The 19,796-nt window shown below is 48.4% G+C and carries 20 protein-coding genes and 1 pseudogene; 12 read left to right on the top strand and 9 right to left on the bottom strand.

The annotated features are described in order from the left end of the window. Window positions 1-33 precede the first annotated feature (33 nt). Together Q0224_RS10890 and Q0224_RS10885 are read right to left on the bottom strand one after the other, a co-directional pair. On the bottom strand, window positions 34-999 hold the full coding sequence (locus tag Q0224_RS10890; RefSeq protein WP_297951269.1) for a DUF3137 domain-containing protein: 966 nt from the start codon (window positions 997-999) through the stop codon (window positions 34-36). A gap of 8 nt (window positions 1,000-1,007) precedes the next feature. Beyond that, a complete protein-coding gene (locus Q0224_RS10885) occupies window positions 1,008-2,345 on the bottom strand; it encodes an AAA family ATPase (protein WP_297951267.1) in 1,338 nt (445 codons plus the stop codon). 56 nt (window positions 2,346-2,401) lie between these two features. Between Q0224_RS10885 and Q0224_RS10880 the strand changes: the two genes are divergently transcribed. Next, window positions 2,402-3,778, top strand: coding sequence for an SH3 domain-containing protein (locus tag Q0224_RS10880; RefSeq protein WP_297951266.1), 1,377 nt, complete (start codon window positions 2,402-2,404; stop codon window positions 3,776-3,778). 339 nt (window positions 3,779-4,117) lie between these two features. Here the strand turns inward: Q0224_RS10880 and Q0224_RS10875 are convergent, their stop codons facing one another. Together Q0224_RS10875 and Q0224_RS10870 are read right to left on the bottom strand one after the other, a co-directional pair. Next, window positions 4,118-4,681 carry an isoprenylcysteine carboxylmethyltransferase family protein gene (locus Q0224_RS10875; protein ID WP_297951264.1) on the bottom strand — a complete coding sequence of 188 codons (564 nt, stop codon included), beginning with the start codon at window positions 4,679-4,681 and terminating at the stop codon, window positions 4,118-4,120. 482 nt (window positions 4,682-5,163) lie between these two features. Further along, a complete protein-coding gene (locus tag Q0224_RS10870; protein WP_297951262.1) occupies window positions 5,164-6,183 on the bottom strand; it encodes an ABC transporter substrate-binding protein in 1,020 nt (339 codons plus the stop codon). Between the two features lie 159 nt (window positions 6,184-6,342). On the opposite strand from Q0224_RS10870, the gene Q0224_RS10865 reads away from it, so the two are divergent. Continuing rightward, complete coding sequence (locus tag Q0224_RS10865) at window positions 6,343-7,767, top strand: SPFH domain-containing protein (protein ID WP_297951260.1); 1,425 nt, start codon at window positions 6,343-6,345, stop codon at window positions 7,765-7,767. A gap of 174 nt (window positions 7,768-7,941) precedes the next feature. On the opposite strand, the gene Q0224_RS10860 is transcribed toward Q0224_RS10865, so the two are convergent. Then, the gene (locus tag Q0224_RS10860; RefSeq protein ID WP_297951258.1) at window positions 7,942-8,214 is read right to left on the bottom strand and encodes a hypothetical protein; all 273 of its coding nucleotides are present in this window, start codon (window positions 8,212-8,214) and stop codon (window positions 7,942-7,944) included. Window positions 8,215-8,389: 175 nt separating this feature from the next. Here Q0224_RS10860 and Q0224_RS10855 point away from each other — a divergent pair, with 175 nt between their 5' ends. Both Q0224_RS10855 and Q0224_RS10850 read left to right on the top strand, forming a co-directional pair. Further along, on the top strand, window positions 8,390-9,133 hold the full coding sequence (locus Q0224_RS10855) for a hypothetical protein (protein WP_297951256.1): 744 nt from the start codon (window positions 8,390-8,392) through the stop codon (window positions 9,131-9,133). A gap of 119 nt (window positions 9,134-9,252) precedes the next feature. Continuing rightward, on the top strand, window positions 9,253-10,041 hold the full coding sequence (locus Q0224_RS10850; RefSeq protein WP_297951254.1) for a sulfite exporter TauE/SafE family protein: 789 nt from the start codon (window positions 9,253-9,255) through the stop codon (window positions 10,039-10,041). Window positions 10,042-10,259: 218 nt separating this feature from the next. On the opposite strand, the gene Q0224_RS10845 is transcribed toward Q0224_RS10850, so the two are convergent. Beyond that, window positions 10,260-10,889, bottom strand: coding sequence for a hypothetical protein (locus tag Q0224_RS10845; RefSeq protein ID WP_297951252.1), 630 nt, complete (start codon window positions 10,887-10,889; stop codon window positions 10,260-10,262). Between the two features lie 529 nt (window positions 10,890-11,418). Here Q0224_RS10845 and Q0224_RS10840 point away from each other — a divergent pair. Then, window positions 11,419-12,234 carry a hypothetical protein gene (locus Q0224_RS10840; RefSeq protein ID WP_297951250.1) on the top strand — a complete coding sequence of 272 codons (816 nt, stop codon included), beginning with the start codon at window positions 11,419-11,421 and terminating at the stop codon, window positions 12,232-12,234. Between the two features lie 64 nt (window positions 12,235-12,298). On the opposite strand, the gene Q0224_RS10835 is transcribed toward Q0224_RS10840, so the two are convergent. Then, complete coding sequence (locus tag Q0224_RS10835) at window positions 12,299-12,985, bottom strand: hypothetical protein (RefSeq protein ID WP_297951248.1); 687 nt, start codon at window positions 12,983-12,985, stop codon at window positions 12,299-12,301. A 979-nt stretch (window positions 12,986-13,964) separates the two neighbouring features. Between Q0224_RS10835 and Q0224_RS10830 the strand changes: the two genes are divergently transcribed. Beyond that, window positions 13,965-14,180, top strand: a complete 216-nt coding sequence (locus tag Q0224_RS10830) for a hypothetical protein (RefSeq protein WP_297951246.1) — start codon at window positions 13,965-13,967, stop codon at window positions 14,178-14,180. Here the strand turns inward: Q0224_RS10830 and Q0224_RS10825 are convergent. Together Q0224_RS10825 and Q0224_RS10820 are read right to left on the bottom strand one after the other, a co-directional pair. Continuing rightward, window positions 14,164-15,216 (bottom strand): HAMP domain-containing sensor histidine kinase, encoded by a 1,053-nt coding sequence (locus Q0224_RS10825; protein ID WP_297951244.1) that lies wholly within the window; start codon window positions 15,214-15,216, stop codon window positions 14,164-14,166. The genes Q0224_RS10830 and Q0224_RS10825 overlap by 17 nt on opposite strands. Continuing rightward, a complete protein-coding gene (locus Q0224_RS10820; protein WP_297951241.1) occupies window positions 15,213-15,893 on the bottom strand; it encodes a response regulator transcription factor in 681 nt (226 codons plus the stop codon). The genes Q0224_RS10825 and Q0224_RS10820 overlap by 4 nt, the downstream gene beginning before the upstream one ends. A 98-nt stretch (window positions 15,894-15,991) precedes the next feature. On the opposite strand from Q0224_RS10820, the gene Q0224_RS10815 reads away from it, so the two are divergent. From Q0224_RS10815 to Q0224_RS10790, 6 genes and pseudogenes are all read left to right on the top strand, one after another. After that, a complete protein-coding gene (locus Q0224_RS10815) occupies window positions 15,992-16,669 on the top strand; it encodes a CsgG/HfaB family protein (protein WP_297951240.1) in 678 nt (225 codons plus the stop codon). Between the two features lie 9 nt (window positions 16,670-16,678). Beyond that, a complete protein-coding gene (locus Q0224_RS10810; RefSeq protein WP_297951239.1) occupies window positions 16,679-17,173 on the top strand; it encodes a DUF4810 domain-containing protein in 495 nt (164 codons plus the stop codon). Further along, on the top strand, window positions 17,170-17,850 hold the full coding sequence (locus Q0224_RS10805; RefSeq protein WP_297951237.1) for a DUF799 domain-containing protein: 681 nt from the start codon (window positions 17,170-17,172) through the stop codon (window positions 17,848-17,850). The genes Q0224_RS10810 and Q0224_RS10805 overlap by 4 nt, the downstream gene beginning before the upstream one ends. Before the next feature lie 18 nt (window positions 17,851-17,868). Further along, window positions 17,869-18,324: a DIP1984 family protein gene (locus tag Q0224_RS10800; protein WP_297951235.1), complete on the top strand. Its 456-nt coding sequence runs from the start codon at window positions 17,869-17,871 to the stop codon at window positions 18,322-18,324. Window positions 18,325-18,744: 420 nt separating this feature from the next. Next, on the top strand, window positions 18,745-19,347 hold the full coding sequence (locus Q0224_RS10795) for a tyrosine-protein phosphatase (protein ID WP_297951233.1): 603 nt from the start codon (window positions 18,745-18,747) through the stop codon (window positions 19,345-19,347). A gap of 262 nt (window positions 19,348-19,609) precedes the next feature. Continuing rightward, window positions 19,610-19,796 (top strand): annotated as a pseudogene (locus Q0224_RS10790) (SMI1/KNR4 family protein); the annotation flags it as partial.

The following is a 19,796-nucleotide window of genomic DNA, read 5'->3' as shown; positions in this document are numbered from 1 at the left end:
TTTAGCCCGTTAAATTTAAACGATACGGGCTGATTAAATTTTGCTTTCTAGCTCCCCGGTTATGTGACCCAGCTCGCTTACTAATTCTAAAATTTCAGCCAGTTCGTATTGGTGAGCATATGTCGTTCCGGTAGTTGGAGGTATGCTAAATAGCTCTGTTTCGAAGCGGTTCGGCGCGCCGTTTAGAAATAGGTAAAATTTATTATCCATAAATGCCGCACTGATGCTAAATTTATAATAGTATCGCTTCAGCTCATTTAGTCGCTCCATCAACGTAGGCGTCAATAGATAGCGAGCTTCGACCTTGTCGTCAGCAAACACGCGAAATTCGCTATTAAAAACGACGTTGTCCATTAGCTCCTTCTCGACTAAAATTTTTGTATTTAGCTCGCGGCTCGCCAAGATGGTTTTGGCGTAAAATCTCTTGCCGAATTCGCATATCAGCACGCTGCCGTTAAAATCCATATACGCATCATATAAGCTCATCGCAAGCGAAGCTAGCTTCACATAGGTATTGTCTATGCCCAGATCGTAGTTCTTTTTGATTCTAATCGCCTCGCTAAGGCTAAATTTTACCCCATCCCATTCGCCTTTTATCTCATCTTCGCTGATAAAATCGGAGTTTGCAAAGATTCCCGCTCGCCTGAATTCCTTCGCGCTTATGCCACGTCCTGGCGAATAAGTAAGCTGCGGATACGCCTGTGAGATCGCCGTGCGCACCAAAACTTTTTTGTAAAATAGTTTATATTCATAAGCGGCGTCTGCAATGCCGTCGTAAATGCAAGCAACATAAATAATCAAAAGCACCGCGTAGATAAGATAGACTTCGATCATCTTGTAATCCGTATCATCGTCTGTTTTAAATACCGCATCGATCGCAAACATTATGATAAACGGAAACAGATACAAAAATGCTATCTTGGCATAGATCATCACTACCTTGCAAATACACTTTTTTTGTTTGGCTCTACTTAGCGCTATCGCCCTGTCTAGTTGCATACGTTTCCTTAAATTTTTTGATCCAAAATTTTATAAAATTCATTCTCTTGATAAAATTTCACCACAGCCTCGTCTACGCTTGCGTTGCGCTGCAAATACCGCAGCAAGGGCTCCGTGCGCGTATATATCACGCCCAGCCCCGCAAGGCTCGTCGCACGCGAAAGCGCCACGTAGAGCTGCCCTTTGGCAAAGATCCTGTCGATGTCGCAGATGAGCTGCTGGATGCTCATGCCTTGGGATTTGTGGATCGTGATGGCGTATGCGAGCTTGAGCGGGAACTGATAATACCGCGCCAGCACGATCTGCTCGGCATCCATGCCGCTTGCAGCGATTTCGCTTAGTTCGTATGTTTGTAGCCCCACGCGGCATAGTATACCCGAGGGCTTTTTTACGACTACGCTTTCGATCTCGCCACCGGAACTTTTTTCGATCTTTTCGACGACGCCTTGCTCGCCGTTGAAAAACTCGCCGCTTTTATTTGCGGTAAACAGCACCTTCGCGCCTTCTTTCAGCGTCAGACTTTGCGGCGCGTTTAGCGAGGCGATCCATTTTTGAATTTTTTGCTCGCTCACGCCGCTTTGCAGCGCTTCATAAACGCCCTCAAAGCTACTTTGCGGCGCATTAAGCTTGGCTAGTCTGGCGTTATTTATCGCATCTACTTCGGCGTTTCGGCCCGAGATTATCGTGGCATCTGGTTCTGCTCGCGCGGCATCGATGATCAAAGATCGCATCAGCTCCGCCGTCTGCTCGCTCGTGATGCCGAGCCGCAGCTCGCAAAGTAGGCGGTATAGCGCCGCATCTGCGGTGCGCTTGGAGCCTATCATCTCGACGTAAAAAAACTCGCACTGCCTCCATGCGTACGAGCCGAAGGCGTAATCCGAGTCACTAAATAGGCTCGCGCGCGGCGCTCTCTCGCCCTCTTTACGCACTGGCGGAAGCTGATAAAAATCGCCCGTAACGAGCAGCCGTCCGTTAAATTTAGAGCTTGAAATTCTAAGATAGATCATCTCGAAAAGCTCGGCGCCGATCATCGAAATTTCATCGATCACGATGAGATCTGCGAGGGCTAAAATTTTTCGTAGCTCGCTTAGTTTGCCGCTTTGTTTGCGATCGAAGCTCTTTAGCTCCTCGTGGTTTTTGCAAATGCCGAAGCGGAAGAAGCTATGCACGGTCACGCCGCCGATCTCTACGGCGCTGATGCCGGTGCTGCCGAGCACGATGACGAGCTTGCCGCGAGCGCGGTAGTTTTCGATGAGCTCTTTTATTACGTAGCTTTTGCCCACGCCTGCGCCGCCCGTGATGAAAATATTGCGATCTTTTAGCTTTTGAACGATGAAATTTATCAAGTTTTTTCCTATTTTTTGGCAAAATTATAGCCAAAATTTTTTAAAAGGCATTTTGTTTGAAACGATTAATATCTCTCATCTTCGCGACTTTAATCCTTGCAGGTTGCGCCACCCATAAGTTTATCCCGGAAAATCCCGCGGTTTTAGATCTCGAATACGCTCAAAACAGCGAGCGGCTGCCGGCTCCCGCTTCGATGCAAAACATAAGCGGAAGCGCGTTTAAGAGCCGCTATTTTAAAATTTGGTTTGATGATGCGCCCGTGAAGGCGGGAATAGATACTTTTTGGGGGCTTAATTACGCCAAGGGGCGCCACTTTGACGCCGCAGGCAGGATATACGACGATGCGATCTATCAAAGCATTCGTATAAACGCGAACGAAGAGGCGTTCGGGCTGATCTCCGCGCCCGCTATAACGGTAAAAAACGCGCTACTGCGAAATATCCCAAGCGACTTGCCGATTTTCGGCGATCCGAGCGAGCCGGGGGAGGGCGAGCCGTTTGATTACGCCGCAAATTCCGCCGTGAGCGTGGGCTATCCGCTGCTGCTGTCGCATTACAGCAGAGACGGCGTGTGGGCGTTCGTGCGCAACGACGGCGTGTGGGGTTGGATAAGAAGCGATGCGATAAAGCGCATCAGTCCTCAGCAGGCGGATATCTACGCAAATTCTAAATTTATAACGATCCTGCGCGACGGCGCCGCCGTCTATGACGAAAACAGCGTGGAACTTTTTAGGGCGCGCACCGGCACGATCCTGCCGTATGATTTTAGCGGCGAACGCGATCTTGGCGGCACACTCGGCATACGGAGCGTATTCGGTGGCGAAATTTTAACTCAGTTTGGCGGCAAGAGATATTTCGTTAGCGCGGAGGATGCGAGGCTCTGGCCCGCGCCGCTAGATGAGCAAAACTCAAAGATCGTAGCCGCTAGCCTGCTTGGGCAGAAATACGGCTGGGGCGGGTATAAATTTCTTCGCGATTGCTCGCTTATGACGAAAGATTTTTTGGCAAATTTCGGGCTGTGGCTGCCGCGAAATTCTAAGGCGCAATCGGGCCGCGGCAAGCGTTTTTCGCTGGCGGGGATGAGCGCGGATGAAAAGCTTAGCTTTATCGGCAAAAACGGCGTGGCGTATAAAACCCTGTTGTATATGCCCGGCCACGTGATGCTCTACGTAGGGCGGGTGGACGGCAAGCCTGCGGTGCTGCACGACATCTGGGGGCTTCGCACGATGGATGGCGGGCGCGCAGTCATCGGACGCACGGCGATTACGTCGCTTACTATCGGCTCGGATCGAGCGGACATCGCCGAGGATCGTCTGCTAATCTCGCGTATCAGCGCGATGAGCGTGCTTTCGGGCGAGGATGACTTTATTTCGGACAATCGGTTCGCTTCTGAGGATCCGAGCACTCTGTCTGCGTATGTAGGCGGAAATTAGCGGCATATGCGGGTATAAGCGCGAATTGGGCTTTGCTTTATAGCTGCCGTCGTAATTGATTTCGCTGTTTATGGAGTCTCGCGCGCTTGACGGACGCCATAATGCCTGCAAGCGTAAATTTAAAATGGCGTTTTTAAATACCGACTATTTTAAATTTAGCCTAGATAGCGAATGAATTTGAAATTTCGGGCTTAAATTTAGTCTAAATTTAAGCCTATATCTCGCAGTCTTTAAAATTTCGGGCAAAATTTTAAAATTAGCCCGCAAGTCTAGTTAAAATTTTAAAATCGCTATCTAAATTTACGCTTTGCTTTAAAGCTCAATCGCGCGCCGCTCCCCTTAAAAGAACAAAAAATATCTCGGCGTCTTGCGTTTATACTTTAGATATTCCTGTCCGTAGGTTCGCTCGCAGTAACGCTCCTCGCCCAGGACCACGAGATGATTATATATGGCAAAGGGCACTATCGCTATTAGTAGCCACAGCGACGCCGAAGCGACGCAAACGCCAGCCATGCCGAGGAAATAAAAGAAATACATCGGATTGCGCGATAGGCGGTAGATGCCGCCTTGTGCGGCCTTGTCCGCAGGGGCTGCCGCATAGTCGTAAAACGCCTTGATGAAGCCCGCAAAAGCCGCTATATAGATCACCGCTCCGATCCAAAACCACGCGCTATCCGTCTTAAGCGGCACGAATACCGATAAAATAAGCAGTGCTACTTGCATCAGCGAGCTTATGATCGCATTTCGCTTGTCCGCGAGCGTGTACCACGAGGTATCGGTGGCGCGCTTGCCGACCTCTTTGTAGATAAACATATACGCGAACTGTATCAGCACCATCGCAAATGAGGGTATCCAAGCGCCCGCTAGAGAAGGCTCAAGTGTCGTAAAAAATGAAATTTCCATGACCGCTTCCTTTGCTTTAAATTTTATCCTGCAGCTTTGTTTTGTCTTTTTCTACTCGCCGTGGGTTTAAATTTTACTCCGCCTCGCACCGCCTGTTTGACATGTTACGGCTATTTTTGCTCGGCACGCCGCGCGTTAAGGATGCCGTTTCGGTTGGGACAATGCGGCAACGACGCCGTCATTTAGGTATCGACTCGCCGAGCACCGATGGGATATGCGCTTTTATGCGGGCGGCATCCGCACTTCAACGCGCCAAAAATGCGAGATAGCGGCGCTTGTTTTGACGATACGACGCCCGCTCGTATGACTAGACGATTTGTCTATCTGGTGTCGAGATAGGACGGGCGGTCGCTCGGCGCCGATGTGCGTCGCACGATGAAACATTCTGTGCCGATGTACTCGCTGCCTACTACACGATGAAACTGTTCGGCACGGGTTGCCTGCTAGGTGTAGCGCTGATGCCGTTTGTTCGGTGCCGCGTCTTATTTACCCTCCGGGTTAAGTCCTTTTAAGATATAGCCAAATTCCGTATCGCTTAGTTCGTAATTCATAAATTTTTTATAAAACGCCTTCGTTTCGGCCTTTACGTCGATGTCGGCAAATAGCTCTGGCTGGATGGTTTTGGCTGCCCATAAAATTTGAAGCACTGCGTCCGCGCCGTATCGATCCCAGTTAAAAACCCCGCGCGGATTGCCGTAAACGCGTCCGTTTTTGACCGCATCTGTGCCGCTGTAAACCGGGCTAGCCTTGATCTTCTCTACCGCATCTTCGTTGTGATCGCCGCCCACGATTATGATCTGCGGGTTGCTAGCGATGATCTCCTCGGCAGTGATGGTTTTCATCGGACCTTTGGTGGCGGTGATCGCATTCGTTCCGCCGGCCAGCTCTATCCACGAGTCGATCAGCGTGCCCTTGCCGTCGATCTTTAAAAGATCGCTTCCGCCTACGATGTGAAGGACGCGCGGGCGCTTATCGGGACTTAAATTTGCGGTGCGGCCGCTAACCAAAGCGATATTTTTATCGAGATTTGAGATCAGATCCTTCGCTCTTTGCGGCGCGTCGCCGCCTAGCATATCGCCGCACATCCTGATGCTGCGCCTCATCTGCTCGTAATCGCTAAAGCTCGCCTTTAAAACGGTAAAGCCCTGCTTAGCTAAATTTTCGCCTGCCAATGCGGTTGAGACGATGACTACGTCGGGGTTACGGCTCATCAGCTCCTCTAAATTTACGTCGTTATTTTTTAGCAGTACTGGGATCTGCGCTAGGCGCGGATAAATTTTAAGAAACCATGCGTTTTTGCTGATGTTATCGGTGGTAGCGACGATCTTGTCCGCTCCTCCTAGGGCCAGTAAAATTTGATTGTTCGAGTGCCAGAGTGCCGCGATACGCTCAACTTTTGCGGGGATTTTGACCTCAGCTCCGTCCATATCCTTGATAGTTCTAAGCTCTGCTGCGCTCGCAAAAAGCGCGCCCGCCAAAAGCAGTAGTAAAAATTTTTTCATTTTTTCTCCTAAAAGGTATTGAAATATACACTGCGATATTACATAAAATCTCATTAAAATTGCGTAAATTTTAACCGCTGTCGCCGCGATTATTTATTATTTTTCAAAGTAAATTTTTATATAATCCATTTTAAATTTAGCATTTTTAAAGGAGAGAAAATGGGTGAAATTTTATATTTGATAGGCGCCGCCGCCGGGGTTTTAATCGCGCTTTTTATCATCGTGCCTCTGTTTTTCAGGCGCATAGTGGAGACGAACGAAGTGCATATCGTCCAGAGCGCGCGTAAGACGACGAGCTACGGCAAAGATACCGGTAACGGCAACAGCTACTACGAATTCCCGAGCTGGGTGCCGGCGCTGGGCGTTACGAAGATCGTTTTGCCGGTCTCGGTCTTTAGCATCAAGATCGAGGATTACGAGGCGTATGATCTAGGCAGGCTTCCTTTCGTCGTAGATATCACGGCGTTTTTTAGGATTATGGATTCAAATTTAGCCGCGCAACGCGTCAATAATTTTGAGGATCTTAACAATCAGCTTAGGAATATCATTCAAGGCTCGATCCGCTCGATCCTTTCGAGCCGCGTGCTTGAGGACATCTTGCAGATCCGCTCCGAGCTCGGAGATGATTTTACCAAGGCGGTAAAGACGCAGCTGCAAAATTGGGGTATCGAGCCCGTTAAAAACATCGAGTTGATGGATATCCGCGATAGCAGCGGCAGCAAGGTCATCTTAAACATCATGGAGAAGAAAAAATCCCAGATCGAAAAGGAAAGCCGCGTCGAGGTCGCAAACAACACCAAACTCGCCCAGATCGCGGAGATCGAAGCCGCGCAGGCAACCGAAGTACGCCAGCAGGAGGCCAATAAGATGGTAGGCCTTAAAACCGTCGAAAACGAGCGCGAAGTCGCGATCTCAAAGGAGCAGGCCGAGCAGCTCATCAAGGATCAGCAAAAGATCACGCAGGAAAAGGCGATGGAGGTCGTGCGGGTAAACGACGTCAAGCAGGCCGAGATCAAAAAGCAAGTGGAGATCGTAAAAGCCGAGCAGGAGCAGCGCAAGATCGAGATCGACGCCGAAGCGCGCAAAAACGCCAAAATCCGCGACGCCGAAGCGATCAAAGAAAATCAAATTTTAGTAGCGCAGGGCGATAAAGAGAAGCAGTTTCTCGCCGCCGCGGCGCTTTTGGAGATGAAAGATAAGGAGGCGCAGGGTACGCTAAAGATAGGTTCTGCAGAGGCCGAGGCGCTTAGGCTAAAAGAGCTCGCGCCCGTAAATGCACAGATCGAGCTGGCGCGCGAGATCGGCGAAAATCAGGGATACCAGACCTATCTCATTTCGATCAAACAGATCGAAGCGAACCGCGACATCGGCCTAGAGCAGGCCAAGGCGCTAAGCGCGGCGGATCTTAAGATCATCGCAAACGAAGGCAGCGTGGGTGAGGGGATGAGTAAATTCGGTGAAATTTTAAGCGCTAAGGGCGGCACGCAGCTAGCCGCGATGCTCGAAGCGCTAAATCAAAGCGAGGTCGGCAAAAAGGTGCTGGATAAAATTTCGGGCGCCAAGGAGGGAGATAAATCCGAGTAATATTCGCAGTTTTGGGCGAGTAAAATTTTAAATTTATACGCTAGCGGCGCTGCAGGGGAGAGTAAATTTGAGTAATCGCTAGCGGCACAGCGCAGGCGAGCAAATTTGAGTAGTCTGTCCGTCCGGGTGGTTTGTCTGCTCGCGTCGGATAAAATTTAAAGTGCTAGTGGAATTTTAAAGGTTGTGAAATTTCAAATACTCGCGGAATTTCGGATTTTCGTGGAATTTTAAAACGTCGCGGAATTTTAAATATCGTAGAATTTTAAATATAGTGGAATTTAAATGCCTCGAAATTTTAAATGCTAGTAAAATTTTAAGCCTCCCATGCGTAGCGTTTGGAAGCGGTGCGGTATTGCAAGATATCCGCAGGATGCTGAAACTGCGGGTAAATTTTAAAAAATTCGCAAAGCAAGATTTAAAATTTAGGCGCGGGTGCATAGCGCTCACGGATTGCACTTAATAGTTGTAGGTCGCCGCCAATGCTTGAGCTCTGCCGCCAACATTCAAATTTTGCCGACTAGCGAGGCTAAATTTATTCGGTTCGCATGAAATTCAAGAAGCGAGAGCCGTTGGCGGCAGCGCAAAATTTAACCCGTCTTCATAAAATTTTAAGGAGTGCACGATGACAAACGCCGTAAATTCCGCGCAGTACCAAGCGCGCATCAAACAGGCGGAAACTCTTTTCGAGGGGCGAAATTTTACCCGGTGCCAAACGATAAATTTAAGCGGCGGATATGAGATCGTAAAAGACGCATATGGGCCCAGCACGGCAAGCTTTGGCGGCGGCAAATACACGCTGTTTGGCGCGCCGCAGACAAAAAGCTTACACCGCATAGACGACGGAAATGGCAGCTGCGTAGCCCATCTCAAAAGCCGCGCGATAAAAACTTGGCGCTGTATAGACGATCGGGCGGAATTTTTTAGCCTGATCCGCCGCGCAGACGGCAAATTTTACCTCGTTTTTCGCCAGGATCTATACGGCTACAGTGTGCTTGATCTAGCCTCAGCGCAGATCATGCGCTTCGTGCCGGACGCCTGGCTAGACGGCAAGGAGAGCTTCGTTTGGGACGGCGTGCACTATCTGCGGGGTTGGGACGCGCTGGCGGTGGACGGCTGCTACTGGGCGGCTCCAAACGGCGTGCATTTGGTGAGTTTTGCCGAGCCGATGAGCGAAGAGCAGAGATATGTAGACGTTTTAGACTGCATACGGGGCGGTTACGACATCTACGAGCAGGCTGATTTTGCGGGCTTTGAGGGTAATGAACTGAGCCTAAAATGCTTTCGCGCGGACGCCTTGCGATATGAAAACGTAAAAATTTCGCGCGAGCGCTACCGCGAATGGATGCGCGGAGCAAAACGACTATAAGCTTTAAATTTACTAAATTTTGCGCTTAAATTTAAAGACTCGCAAAACAGTAAAATTTAATTACAAGCCGCAAAAAGCGGAATTTAGAGAGACCAAATGGGCTGAAATAAGGAATACGGATGTTTTTTGAATACATTTTAATCGGCGCCTGCGTAGGCTTTATCAGCGGGTTTTTCGGCATCGGCGGCGGCACGGTCGTAGTGCCCGTGATGATGCTCTTCGGCTACGACGTCAAGTACGCCATCGGCATCAGCATCATGCAGATGATCTTCAGCTCGATTTTTGGCTCGTTCGTAAATTTTAAAAGCAAAATGCTCGACGTCGCGCCCGCACTGGTGCTGGGGCTCGGAGGCTTTTGCGGCGCGCTTAGTAGCGGCTTTATCGTAAGCTATTTCTCCTCAAAATTTCTACTTGGCACGCTCATTTTGGTGCAGATTATAAATTTAATCAAACTATTCAAAACCCCGACCGAGCCCACTGGCGAGCCCAACGAATCAAAAATTTTGCTCTTTATCGTGGGGCTTGCGGTAGGCGCCGTAGCGATCAGCGTGGGTATCGGCGGCGCGGTATTCGTGATGCCTATTTTGATCAGCTTTTTAAACTACGACATCAAAAAGGCCGTCAGCACGGGGCTATTTTTCGTGATATTTTCCTCAAGTGCGGGCTTTCTGAGTCTTTCCGCGCACGGACTCGTGTACTACGAAATCGGCGCGTTGCTCGGTATTGGCTCGCTAGCAGGCGTTTACGCGGGCGTCAAAACCTCGCACAAGATCGGCAAAAAAGCTCAAAAGCGCTGGATGATCGCACTTATCGTCATGATACTTTGTATAACGATAGATAAATTTTTAGACTTAGGACTTTTGGCACGGCTTGGATTTTGGGTTTCGGATCTTTTGGCTAGTTTTTAAGATTTCTAAATTTAGTCAAACATCGGCGTTTAAAACCGCCCTTTGGAGCGAAATTTACCGACTAAATTTGAGGACTTTAACGCAAAATAGCTTTTTTGCTTGCGTATTTTGATCACAGCTAAAATTTGGGTAGTAAAATTTTATCCTGAATTTGACGGATTTGCAGACGAAGTGAAAATTTAACTCGCTAAATCTCCAAATTTGTCCGACTTTCTACTTTAAATTTTACTCTCGTTTTCGGCGTTTTTAGCAAGTGCTCCTTTAAATTTGTATTTAAAATAAAACGTCCACGCAAGCGGGCAAAGGATATTTAAAACCATTGTAGTGTAATTTCCTTGCGTATTAAAAACTATCCATATCGAGGCGGAAAAACTAATCAGATAAACGACCGTGTATGCGATCGGTAGGAAACTTTTTAACTCAATCGTTATTACTAGAACATAAGCGCAAATCGCAACTAAAGATGCGATAAAAAAGCCGACGAATACCCCTTCTTTTTGGCGGTCTATATGAGCGTCAAAATAGCCGTAAATACAGCCTATAAGTATAAAAATAGCGAGCACCAGCCAGATAAATTTGAGCCAGCGCGCAAAAGAAGCCCTAAATAGCATATAGGAGCAAAATACTAAAAAATACGCATTTATGATAAAGTGGTAAAACATTAAAAAGAAGCCGTGGCCCAGAAAACCCCAGTCGTAACCGAGGCCAAATATTGCGTTATTTATCAGCCAAAACGCGCCGGATCTAGCCACTAAAAACGCAGCCGTAAGTAAAATCGGATGTAGCAAGACCCTGCCCGCGAAAATATCTGTGCAGACGCATTTGAAAAAAATTACGATTTTTGGCATTTTGGCTCCTAGATTCGCGCTTTGATGCAAAGTAAAATTTACTCCGTTAAATTTTACGCTCGGATTTTACTGCGTTTGTTTAAATAAATTCGTCAAACTTAAAGACGTGCTAGCTTGGCGCAGCGCTGCTACAAGCGTAAATTTTACTTTGAAAATATACAGCGCGCGATGAGAGGATGGTGGTGTTTTTAGGGGCTGGTTTACTTGCAGTTGCGAGGCAGTGCCGAAGAAAAGGAAGGCGACGCTTCGCAAGTAGAACCCCTTCCACCCCCAAGAGAAAAGCTTAAAATTTAAGAATGTCTGAAAGCCTGAATTTGGTAGATAGCCGCTCTTGCGAGTGAAATTTTAAAAATTCATCCAAATTTTGAGCTAGTTAAATTTTATAAACTGGGCGGCGCTGTATTTATAAGCAAAGCTTGCCGCCGTTAAAGCGAAATTTCAATGGCGATTTATCTTTTAAGCGCTCAAATTTTAATAAAATTCGGCTCAGCGAAATCGGCAGAGAAAAGATCAAAATAAAGGAGAAAAAATGGCGATAGACGGGGTAAAAATTATCGACAGCGACGACGGATACGATATCTACTTGACTATCACAGAGCGTTACAAGGACGGCGAAGATGTTGAAACGATACTGCAAGATGTTTTGGCGCAGGCGGAGAATTTCTGCACCGATGAGCTTTATAGCGAGATTTATTGGACGGCCCTGGCGTATTCGCTTTGGAAGATCGGTTTTTTAAACGACGAGATCCGCGAAAAAGCCCTTGCTATCATAAAAGGCGGCGCAAGCCAGATGTGGAATAAGGTCTTTGAAAAATCTCAAAAGAGCCGCCAAAAAGCGCTTGACAAATTGGCGCTTCAGCTAAAAAGCGAAAACCCTAGACCGCTTAAACGGCCCAAAATTTCGAAGCAAAAAACGCCGTATTTTGAGGAGGGCGACGTTTTGTCTATCCAGATGCAGCAGGGATACGGCGTTTGCTTTGTCTCGGCGGTAGGTCAAAGAAAGCTCGAGTATCATCTGGCCTGCACCAGAGTGCTGCAAAAAGAGCCGCCCGGCATGGATGATTTTTTAAAAAGCAAGATCGCGAGCTCTAAAAACGGCGGGTTTCTTAGAGTGGACCGCTGGTTTAATCATAAGGATTTAAAGGAGCTGCTGCCTTATCTAAAAAAGATCAGAAAGGTAAAATTTGCCCCGTTTAAATTAGGCGAATTATCTCCCGCGAAAGAATTGGAAGATTTTTATAATAAAATCACGGCAGATCCCAAAATATGGGGCTTTAGGCTAATTGATACAGCCCGTTTCGTAGAGGCGGTGATCGAGGATACGGATAAAAGCGTCGCGCGGTAAATTTTAAAATTTGACGCCGGCGAAATTTTATAAATTGAGCCCTTTGTGGTGAAATTTTTAAAATTTAACTCTCCGCGCGCGCTTTGCTTTCTGAAATTTCATCGCTGCTTGCACTATTTAAAATTTCATTGTCGCTTGTGGCGTCTTTCGCGAGCGATTTTTGAAATTCGTATTTGAAATAAAACGTCCACGTAAGCGGACAAAGGATTATTAAAATGACGGCTACGACTTCGGCGGCTTGCGCATGAAATATTACAAATAAGGCACCTATGTAGTTAAGAACATAAGCAAAACCCCAAAATACCGCGTTTGAGTGGTCATTTGATATTTCGGTTGCGACCAAATAGATGCAAATGCAAATTAGCGAGGCAATTAAAAAGGCTTCAAGGACGCCTAGCTTTTGGTAGTTTACGTCCGAAGCAAAATAACCCAGCGCGCAAGACGCCAAGATTGCCGCGAGTAAAATTTTACGTAAAATTTTAAGCGATTTGACTTTAGGCGAAGCGTAGATTATATGCGCGCAAAGAGCTATAAAATAGGCACCTGCGACAAAATCAAAAAATATGTAATAAGCGAATTCTCCAAATATCCCCAAATCATAGCCGCTTCCTAAAATTTTTTCATCTATGGCATATAGCGCGCCGAATTTCGCCGCTAAAAATATAGCCGCAAGCAGGATCGGATGTAGTAGCGCCCTGCCTGCAAGCAGGTCCGCATAAATGCGTCTCAGGAAATCTATCAATCTTTTCACGTTAGGCTCCTTTGAGATTTCGCCATTTGCGGCGTCTCTCGTGAAATTTTCGCCGTTTGGTTTAAATTTGATCTTAAATCGGGATAAATTTTAGCTTGAGAGCTTTTAAAAATCGCTTAGCGGCAAAAGTGGTGAATTTGCGCACTTGGAATAGGTCGCGTATTTTGAGATCCGCACCGTTCAAATCATTTTCCTATCGCAAGCTGTTTTGCGAGCGAGCACATATTGCAAAAGGCGCGGACGAAATAGGGCGAAATAGGCTCGTTCGTCCGCTAGTAGTATTTAAAATTTTATTCGATTTTTAGTTGCGCGGCTGCTTTATTCGCGGCGATGTGTTTGCGCACAGAGAGGTTTGTGTGCGGCTGCGGTATGGATTTGTACGTAGTGAGGTTTGCGCGCGCGGCGAGTGGATTAAATTTTGGTCTAAATCGTTAGCGCAGGTGCGCCCTTTTTCGGCAGATGCGAAGTAGGGCGCAAATTTCGTAAATTTTATAAATTATTTCGGCGGATCGCCTAGCTCAAAGCGTAAAATTTACGCACCTATAATCACAGCCGATAAAAGCCCCCATAAAATGGCTTCTATCGCTAACACTGAGTGAAGTACGGCCTTACTCATCGCTTCTCCTTTGTTTTTAATTTTATTATTTGCCAGACTCGGGCTGCTAGGGGCGTGCCCGATCGATCTATGGGCGGGATTATATAAGGTGATTGTGTTCTTAATGTGTCTTTTAAAATTTACGGCAAAAATTTTGCTACCTGTCGTAAAGTGCGAGTGAGCGGTAGATTTCAGGCAAAATTCAGCTACCTGTGTTAAAGCGCGGCAAATTTAAGCGAGCCTGCCGCCCGCCGTAATGCGCGGCAAAGTCGTAAAGGGCGGCAAAGTCGCAGCGCGCGGTAAATTTAAAGCAGAATTCCGACCTCGTCGCGGCGCGCGAGGCGTCCGCGGCAAATCGATATAAAATTTAAAGCAGAATTTTATGTGAATGCGGCGCGCGACACGCCCGCGCTTTTTTACGTCGTCAAAACTTGCATCATCAAAGATTGCATCGGCCAGGATTGCGCTGTCAGGGCCCGTATCACCAAAGCTTGCATCGGCGTAGCTTGCGCCTGTGGGCGAAATTTTACGGCGAGCTACGAATTGCAAGACGCGGCTCATCCGTGCCGTCTTGATCTGAAATTTAAAGTGGAATTTTAACGCGCGCCTCGGTTCCGACGCCCGGTTCGCTTTCGTATTTGATCTGTCCGCCTAAAATATCGAGCGCTCTGCGTACGATGCTAAGCCCAAGCCCGCTGCCGAGCTCCTTATGCGATTCTTCGCACTGATAAAATCGGTCAAAAATTTTATCCAGCTTCTCGCGCGCGATACCGATGCCCTCGTCTTTCACGATCACCTGTGCAAAGCCATCGCAAGCGCGGCAACGGATGAAAATTTTACCGCTCGGGCGCGAGTACTTAAGCGCGTTTTCGATTAAATTTCGCCAAATTTGATTTAGCAGCCCCGCGTTTGATCGCACGCTAAGCGGCGATAAATTTAGCTCAAACTCGTGTCCTTCGTAGCTTTGGCTCAGCGATATGATGCATTGCCGCAGCTGCTCGTCGATACGTACCGTCTCATCTAGGCGGATCGCCGCGCCGCTATCAAGTCTCGTTAGCTTTAGCATGTCGGTGCAGAGCTTGCTTAGGCGGTTTGCTTCCGCGCCGATGGAGGCTGCGTATCGCACCGCGCGCTCCTCGCTCACGCCGCCCTCTATCATCTCGCTTAACGCGGCGATCGAGGAGATCGGCGTTTTCATCTCGTGTGAGACGTTTGAGACGAACTCCTTTTGCAGCTGCTCGTGCTTTTGCAGCTTCTGCGCCATTTTATTGACGTTTACTACGAGCTCGTCGAGCTCGTGCATATAGACGTAATCAGTGCGGTGTCCGTGCAGCTTGCGCTCGGCGCGCGCCTCAAAATCGCCGTTTGCGATCGCGGTGATCGCGCCTAGTAGCCGCTTGATCGGGCGGAATAAAATTTTAAGCCCGAAGTAAAGCAGGGTAAAATTTAGCGCCATCGTGATTAGGCAGATGATCGCGCACAGCGCCACTCCGTCCCAAAACCCGCCGATCTTACCGCCGATGCCTATGTAAAAAAGCATGCAAACCGCGAAGCAGACGATGAAATTTATCACGCCGAATGCGAGCGAAGAGTAAAACGCGATGAAGCTTTTGAGGCTGATGAGGTATTTTTTCATGCTCGCTCCTTTTTTACCGCTTTGTAGCCGAGCCCGCGCACGGTGATTATCTCAAAGTCCTTGGAGTTTTCAAATTTCGCCCGTAGCTTTTTGATGTGCGTATCGACGACGCGCTCGTCGCTGTCCGTTTCGTAACCCCAAATTTCGCTCATTATCTCAAACCTCGTAAAAATTCTGCCCGCGTAGCTTAGCAGCAAAAACAAAAGACGAAATTCCTTCGGCGCTAGGCTTATCCGTTCGCCTTCGGTGCGGACGCTAAGCGTATCGTAGTCAAGCTCGCTTCCGCCGATGAGAAGCCGCTTTTCGTTTGCGATCTTTGCGCGCCTTAGCAGCGCATGCACGCGCAGCACGAGCTCTTTTAAATTTATCGGCTTGCTCATATAATCGTCCGCGCCGCTTTTAAAGCCCGTCTGCATATCCTCGATCTCGCTTTTTGCCGTTATAATCAGTATCGGCTGGCTCTTGCCGTCGCGCCTAACGTATCTGCTAAGCTCAAAGCCGTCCATCTTGGGCATCATCACGTCCGAGATGATCAGATCGAAATGCGCCTCATCCAGCGCCTCTGCTGCCTGCTTGCCATTGGAGGCGCAGCTCACGCTAAAGCCCTCATCAAGCAGCTTTTCTCTTATCGCCGAGCTCAAAGCCTCGTCGTCTTCGACTAGTAAAATATTAAGCATCATCGCTCCCGTTTTGATAAATTTATGCGCTTAAATTTATACATAAAATTTTAAGAAACAATGAGATATTATACGTAAATTTTTTCAAGGAGTAAAGAATGAATTTCAAAAAAACCATATCGGCTGCCGTTATTGCGGCTTCGGTGCTGGCGCTATTTAGCGGATGCGCGAAAGAAAGCTCTCGCGTAGTGCAAACCCCTACGGTAGCGAGTCTAAATACCAATTACTCGGGCGAGAGGATCGCCGTGTCGGTAGGACGCTTTAACAACCAGTCCTCTTACAACAACGGCGTGTTCTCGGACGGCGAGGATAGACTGGGCAACCAAGCGCAGACGATCCTTATTTCAAATTTACAACAAACCGGACGCTTCTCGGTGCTTGATCGCACGAATATGCGCGCCATCAAAGAAGAAAGCGCAATCTCCAAAAGCGCGCAAAACTTAAAAGGCGCCAGATACGTTATCACCGGCGACGTGACTGAATTTGGCCGCAAGACGACCGGAGATCATCAGCTGTTTGGAATTTTAGGCAAGGGAAAGACCCAAACTGCGTATTCTAAAGTAAATTTAAACATCGTTGACGTTAGAACCTCCGAGGTGGTCTTTTCGACTCAGGGCGCGGGCGAATACGAGCTATCAAACCGCGAAGTGCTAGGTTTCGGCGGCACTGCGGGCTATGATTCGACGCTAAACGGCAAAGTGCTAAGCCTAGCGATCATCGAAGCGGTCAATAATCTTGTAAACGGCCTTGAAAACGGCGCGTTTAAAGTAAGATAAGGATTAAATTTGAAAGCGAGCAGCGCTTTTGCTCTTGCTGCTGCGGTCGTGATCTTTTGCGGCTGCAGCGGCGGGAGCCGGAATCAAATTTATTACTGGGACGGTAGCTACACGGACTCGACCTATCAGTATCTGAAGCAGGAAGGCGACGTAGGCGAGCAGATCGAAGCGCTTGAAAAATCTATCCAAAAGGCATACGAAAAGGGGCTCAAAGTCCCGCCGGGGCTTTATTCGCATCTGGGGCTTTTGTATCTAAGCGCGGGTAACGGCGCGAGGGCGAGAGAGAGCTTTGAAAAAGAAGCTCAGTCTTTCCCTGAATCAAAGCCGTTTTTGACCTTCGTTACAAACCCTGCCGCACTTAAAAAAGCCGAGGCTGCGGCCAAGCCGGGCGCCGATAAAGCTCAAGGATCAAGCGGACGCGAAGCCGCCAAAGCGGTCTCTGCGAAGCAAGGCAAAGCTGCCGCGAAGCAGAGCGGCAAAACGAATAAAAAGGCTAAAAAATGAAAAATAAAGCTCAAATAGCGATTTTTAGCGTATTCGTGGCGCTGTTTTTTAATGCGTGCGCTCTAAGTGAGCCTGAAATTTATGACTACTCGGCGCTTCAGCAGGCTAAGCCGCGATCGATTTTGGTGCTGATGCCGACAAACGAAACTACCGAAGTGGACGCAGGGCCCGCCGTGCTCGCTCATGCGATCTATCCGCTAAGCGAGGCGGGCTATTACGTATTTTCGCCCGCGCTCGTGCATGAGACCTTCAAAAATAATGGAATTTACGAGGCGAGCGAGATCCAAAACGTCTCTGCGCACAAGCTAAGACAGATTTTCGGCGCAGACGCCGTGCTATACATGGATGTCGTCAAATACGGTACTTCGTATATGCTGCTAAATAGCGTAAGCGTCGTGGCGGTCAATGCCAAGCTCGTGGATCTGCGAAGCGGCGCGACGCTGTGGGAGGGCTCGGCACAGGTCAGCGACGACTCAAGCAGAGGCAGTAGCGATCTTGTAGGCATGCTGATCTCCGCGGTCATCAAGCAGATCGGCGATACCGTCTCTGACGCGGGATACAAGCTCTCTGCGAGCGCAGATGCGATACTACTGGGCCAGAACTGCAACAAATGCTTGCTTTACGGCCCGTATTCGCCGCACTACGGCCAGGATAGGCAGCTTGGCGGCGGCAAATAAATTTTAAAAAGGACGAAAATGAAACTAGCCGAGGCGCTGATACTGCGCGCCGACATACAAAAACGCATCGAGCAGCTAAAATCAAGGCTCGCGGACAACGCAAAGGTGCAAGAGGGCGAGAAGCCTAGCGAGGAGCCAAAGGCGCTGTTAGCCGAGCTAGACGCGCTTACGAGCGAGCTTGAGCAGCTGATAGTTCGGATAAATTTAACCAACTGCACCGCAAAAGCGGACGGCAAGAGCCTAACCGAGCTAATCGCCAAGCGCGACGTACTTACGCTAAAAGCGGGCGCGCTGCGGGCTTTCGCGCAAGCTTCTGCGCAAAAAGTGGATGTTTATTCGCGCAGCGAGATTAAAATCCTAAGCACGGTCGACGTCGCGGCGCTGCAAAAGCAAGTAGATGAGCTAGCTAGGCAGATCAGACAGCTTGACACGACGCTGCAAGGCGCAAACTGGCAGACTGAGCTGACCAACTAAAGCGTCAAATTTAGCGGCGAAATTTGAAAGGATTTCGCGAAAAATAAAATTTCGGGTAAGTATCGCAAGAGGCGAGTACGAAACTCACCTGTGAAACAGGTTTATGGTAGCGCTCGCGGAAACGGGCGCACCCCTTTTACGATTTATTTTCAGTAAATTTACAGGGGCAATGTAACTACGCAATGTAACTACCGCGTACTGATCTAGCGATACCGAGGGTGGGAACGGGGAAATTTGAAACGAAATTTTGATTTTGCGGCGCAGTTTGCGGGCTTGCGGCAAAATTTAGCGGCGATTTGGGCGGATTTGACGCTCAAATTTTGCGTTAAATTTTTGGCGCGCTTGCCATTTTGTATTTTGACCGCTGAGTGTCAAATTTTACAACAATCATAAAATTTAGCCAAATTTAAAGGATGAAATTTGAAATTTAAAACCCTTGCGTTAGTAGCTGCGCTTTTCTTTGCAATCGGCGTAAATGCAGAGCTTGCGACAGAAGCGAATTCCATAAATTTTAGAAAAACGAGCGGCGCGGAGCTAAATCTCGCGGACGCAAAAGACGCCAAATTTCAACACGCGCGATTTAAGAGCACAGATACTGCGGCGCGCGGTACAAATCCAAACTCATCGCAAAAAGCAATCCTCATCGACGAAGCTAAAAATTTCTACCGCGTGGACGAGCGGCTATTTCGCAGCGCTCAGCTTGACGGAAGCGACGCCGCAAAGCTGCACGAGCTTGGCATCAAAAGCATCGTAAATCTGCGTCATTTTAGCAGAGGCGGCGACAAAAGGGCGTTTGGAGATCAATTTTGGCTCGCGAACAAGCCGCTTCAAAGCTGGGAGATAAAGCCCGCGCAGATCGCGGACGTCTTGCGCACCATTCGCGAGCGCCAAAAGGAGGGCGCCGTGCTCGTGCACTGCTATCACGGAGCCGATCGCACGGGGCTTGTGGCGGCGAAAGTTGCAAATTTAAATTTTAGCGACGTGAAAATCAAATTTGATGACGGTATCGCCAGCATATTATAAACGCGATAAATTAAAACAGAAAATTTCCAAGAGGCCTTAAAGTAGTGAAAATTAGATCGTGAAATTTGACGCATTTCCAGTAGTCAAAATACACTCATTTCCGCGACTCGTGCATCACAAGCAAAAGGTTCAAATTTTAAGAGCCTGATTTGCGCTTGCGGCAACGGGGCGTACAAAACGCCGCAAATATCAGACAAAATATCCGTAAATTTAGCCAAAACGCAGTAAAATTTGAACGACAAATTTAGAAAAAGGAGCGATAGTGGAAAATTTATTGTTAGCGCAGCTGCGCGAGGCGCTACCGCAGGGCATGCGCGTGCCAAGCGAACTTGAGGCGCTTTATGCGTGGATCGAGGCAAACGGCTTTTATGACGACGCGGGCTGGCGCAGACGCGGCTATCTCTACCCGCAGGATCGGCTACGGCAGAGCTGGAGCGACGATGAGCGCG

The sequence above is a fragment of the uncultured Campylobacter sp. genome (genome assembly GCF_938002845.1).
Taxonomy (GTDB): Bacteria; Campylobacterota; Campylobacteria; order Campylobacterales; family Campylobacteraceae; genus Campylobacter_B.
Note: the sequence above shows the minus strand (reverse complement) of the source record. Positions and strands in the feature narration are given on the sequence as shown.

Bases quoted from the DNA above. Each gene is read 5' to 3' on its own strand.
- Q0224_RS10890 (WP_297951269.1), bottom strand. From the start codon at position 999: ATGCAACTAGACAGGGCGATAGCGCTAAGTAGAGCCAAACAAAAAAAG.
- Q0224_RS10875 (WP_297951264.1), bottom strand. From the start codon at position 4,681: ATGGAAATTTCATTTTTTACGACACTTGAGCCTTCTCTAGCGGGCGCT.
- Q0224_RS10870 (WP_297951262.1), bottom strand. From the start codon at position 6,183: ATGAAAAAATTTTTACTACTGCTTTTGGCGGGCGCGCTTTTTGCGAGC.
- Q0224_RS10865 (WP_297951260.1), top strand. From the start codon at position 6,343: ATGGGTGAAATTTTATATTTGATAGGCGCCGCCGCCGGGGTTTTAATC.
- Q0224_RS10855 (WP_297951256.1), top strand. From the start codon at position 8,390: ATGACAAACGCCGTAAATTCCGCGCAGTACCAAGCGCGCATCAAACAG.
- Q0224_RS10850 (WP_297951254.1), top strand. From the start codon at position 9,253: ATGTTTTTTGAATACATTTTAATCGGCGCCTGCGTAGGCTTTATCAGC.
- Q0224_RS10845 (WP_297951252.1), bottom strand. From the start codon at position 10,889: ATGCCAAAAATCGTAATTTTTTTCAAATGCGTCTGCACAGATATTTTC.
- Q0224_RS10840 (WP_297951250.1), top strand. From the start codon at position 11,419: ATGGCGATAGACGGGGTAAAAATTATCGACAGCGACGACGGATACGAT.
- Q0224_RS10825 (WP_297951244.1), bottom strand. From the start codon at position 15,216: ATGAAAAAATACCTCATCAGCCTCAAAAGCTTCATCGCGTTTTACTCT.
- Q0224_RS10820 (WP_297951241.1), bottom strand. From the start codon at position 15,893: ATGCTTAATATTTTACTAGTCGAAGACGACGAGGCTTTGAGCTCGGCG.
- Q0224_RS10815 (WP_297951240.1), top strand. From the start codon at position 15,992: ATGAATTTCAAAAAAACCATATCGGCTGCCGTTATTGCGGCTTCGGTG.
- Q0224_RS10805 (WP_297951237.1), top strand. From the start codon at position 17,170: ATGAAAAATAAAGCTCAAATAGCGATTTTTAGCGTATTCGTGGCGCTG.
- Q0224_RS10800 (WP_297951235.1), top strand. From the start codon at position 17,869: ATGAAACTAGCCGAGGCGCTGATACTGCGCGCCGACATACAAAAACGC.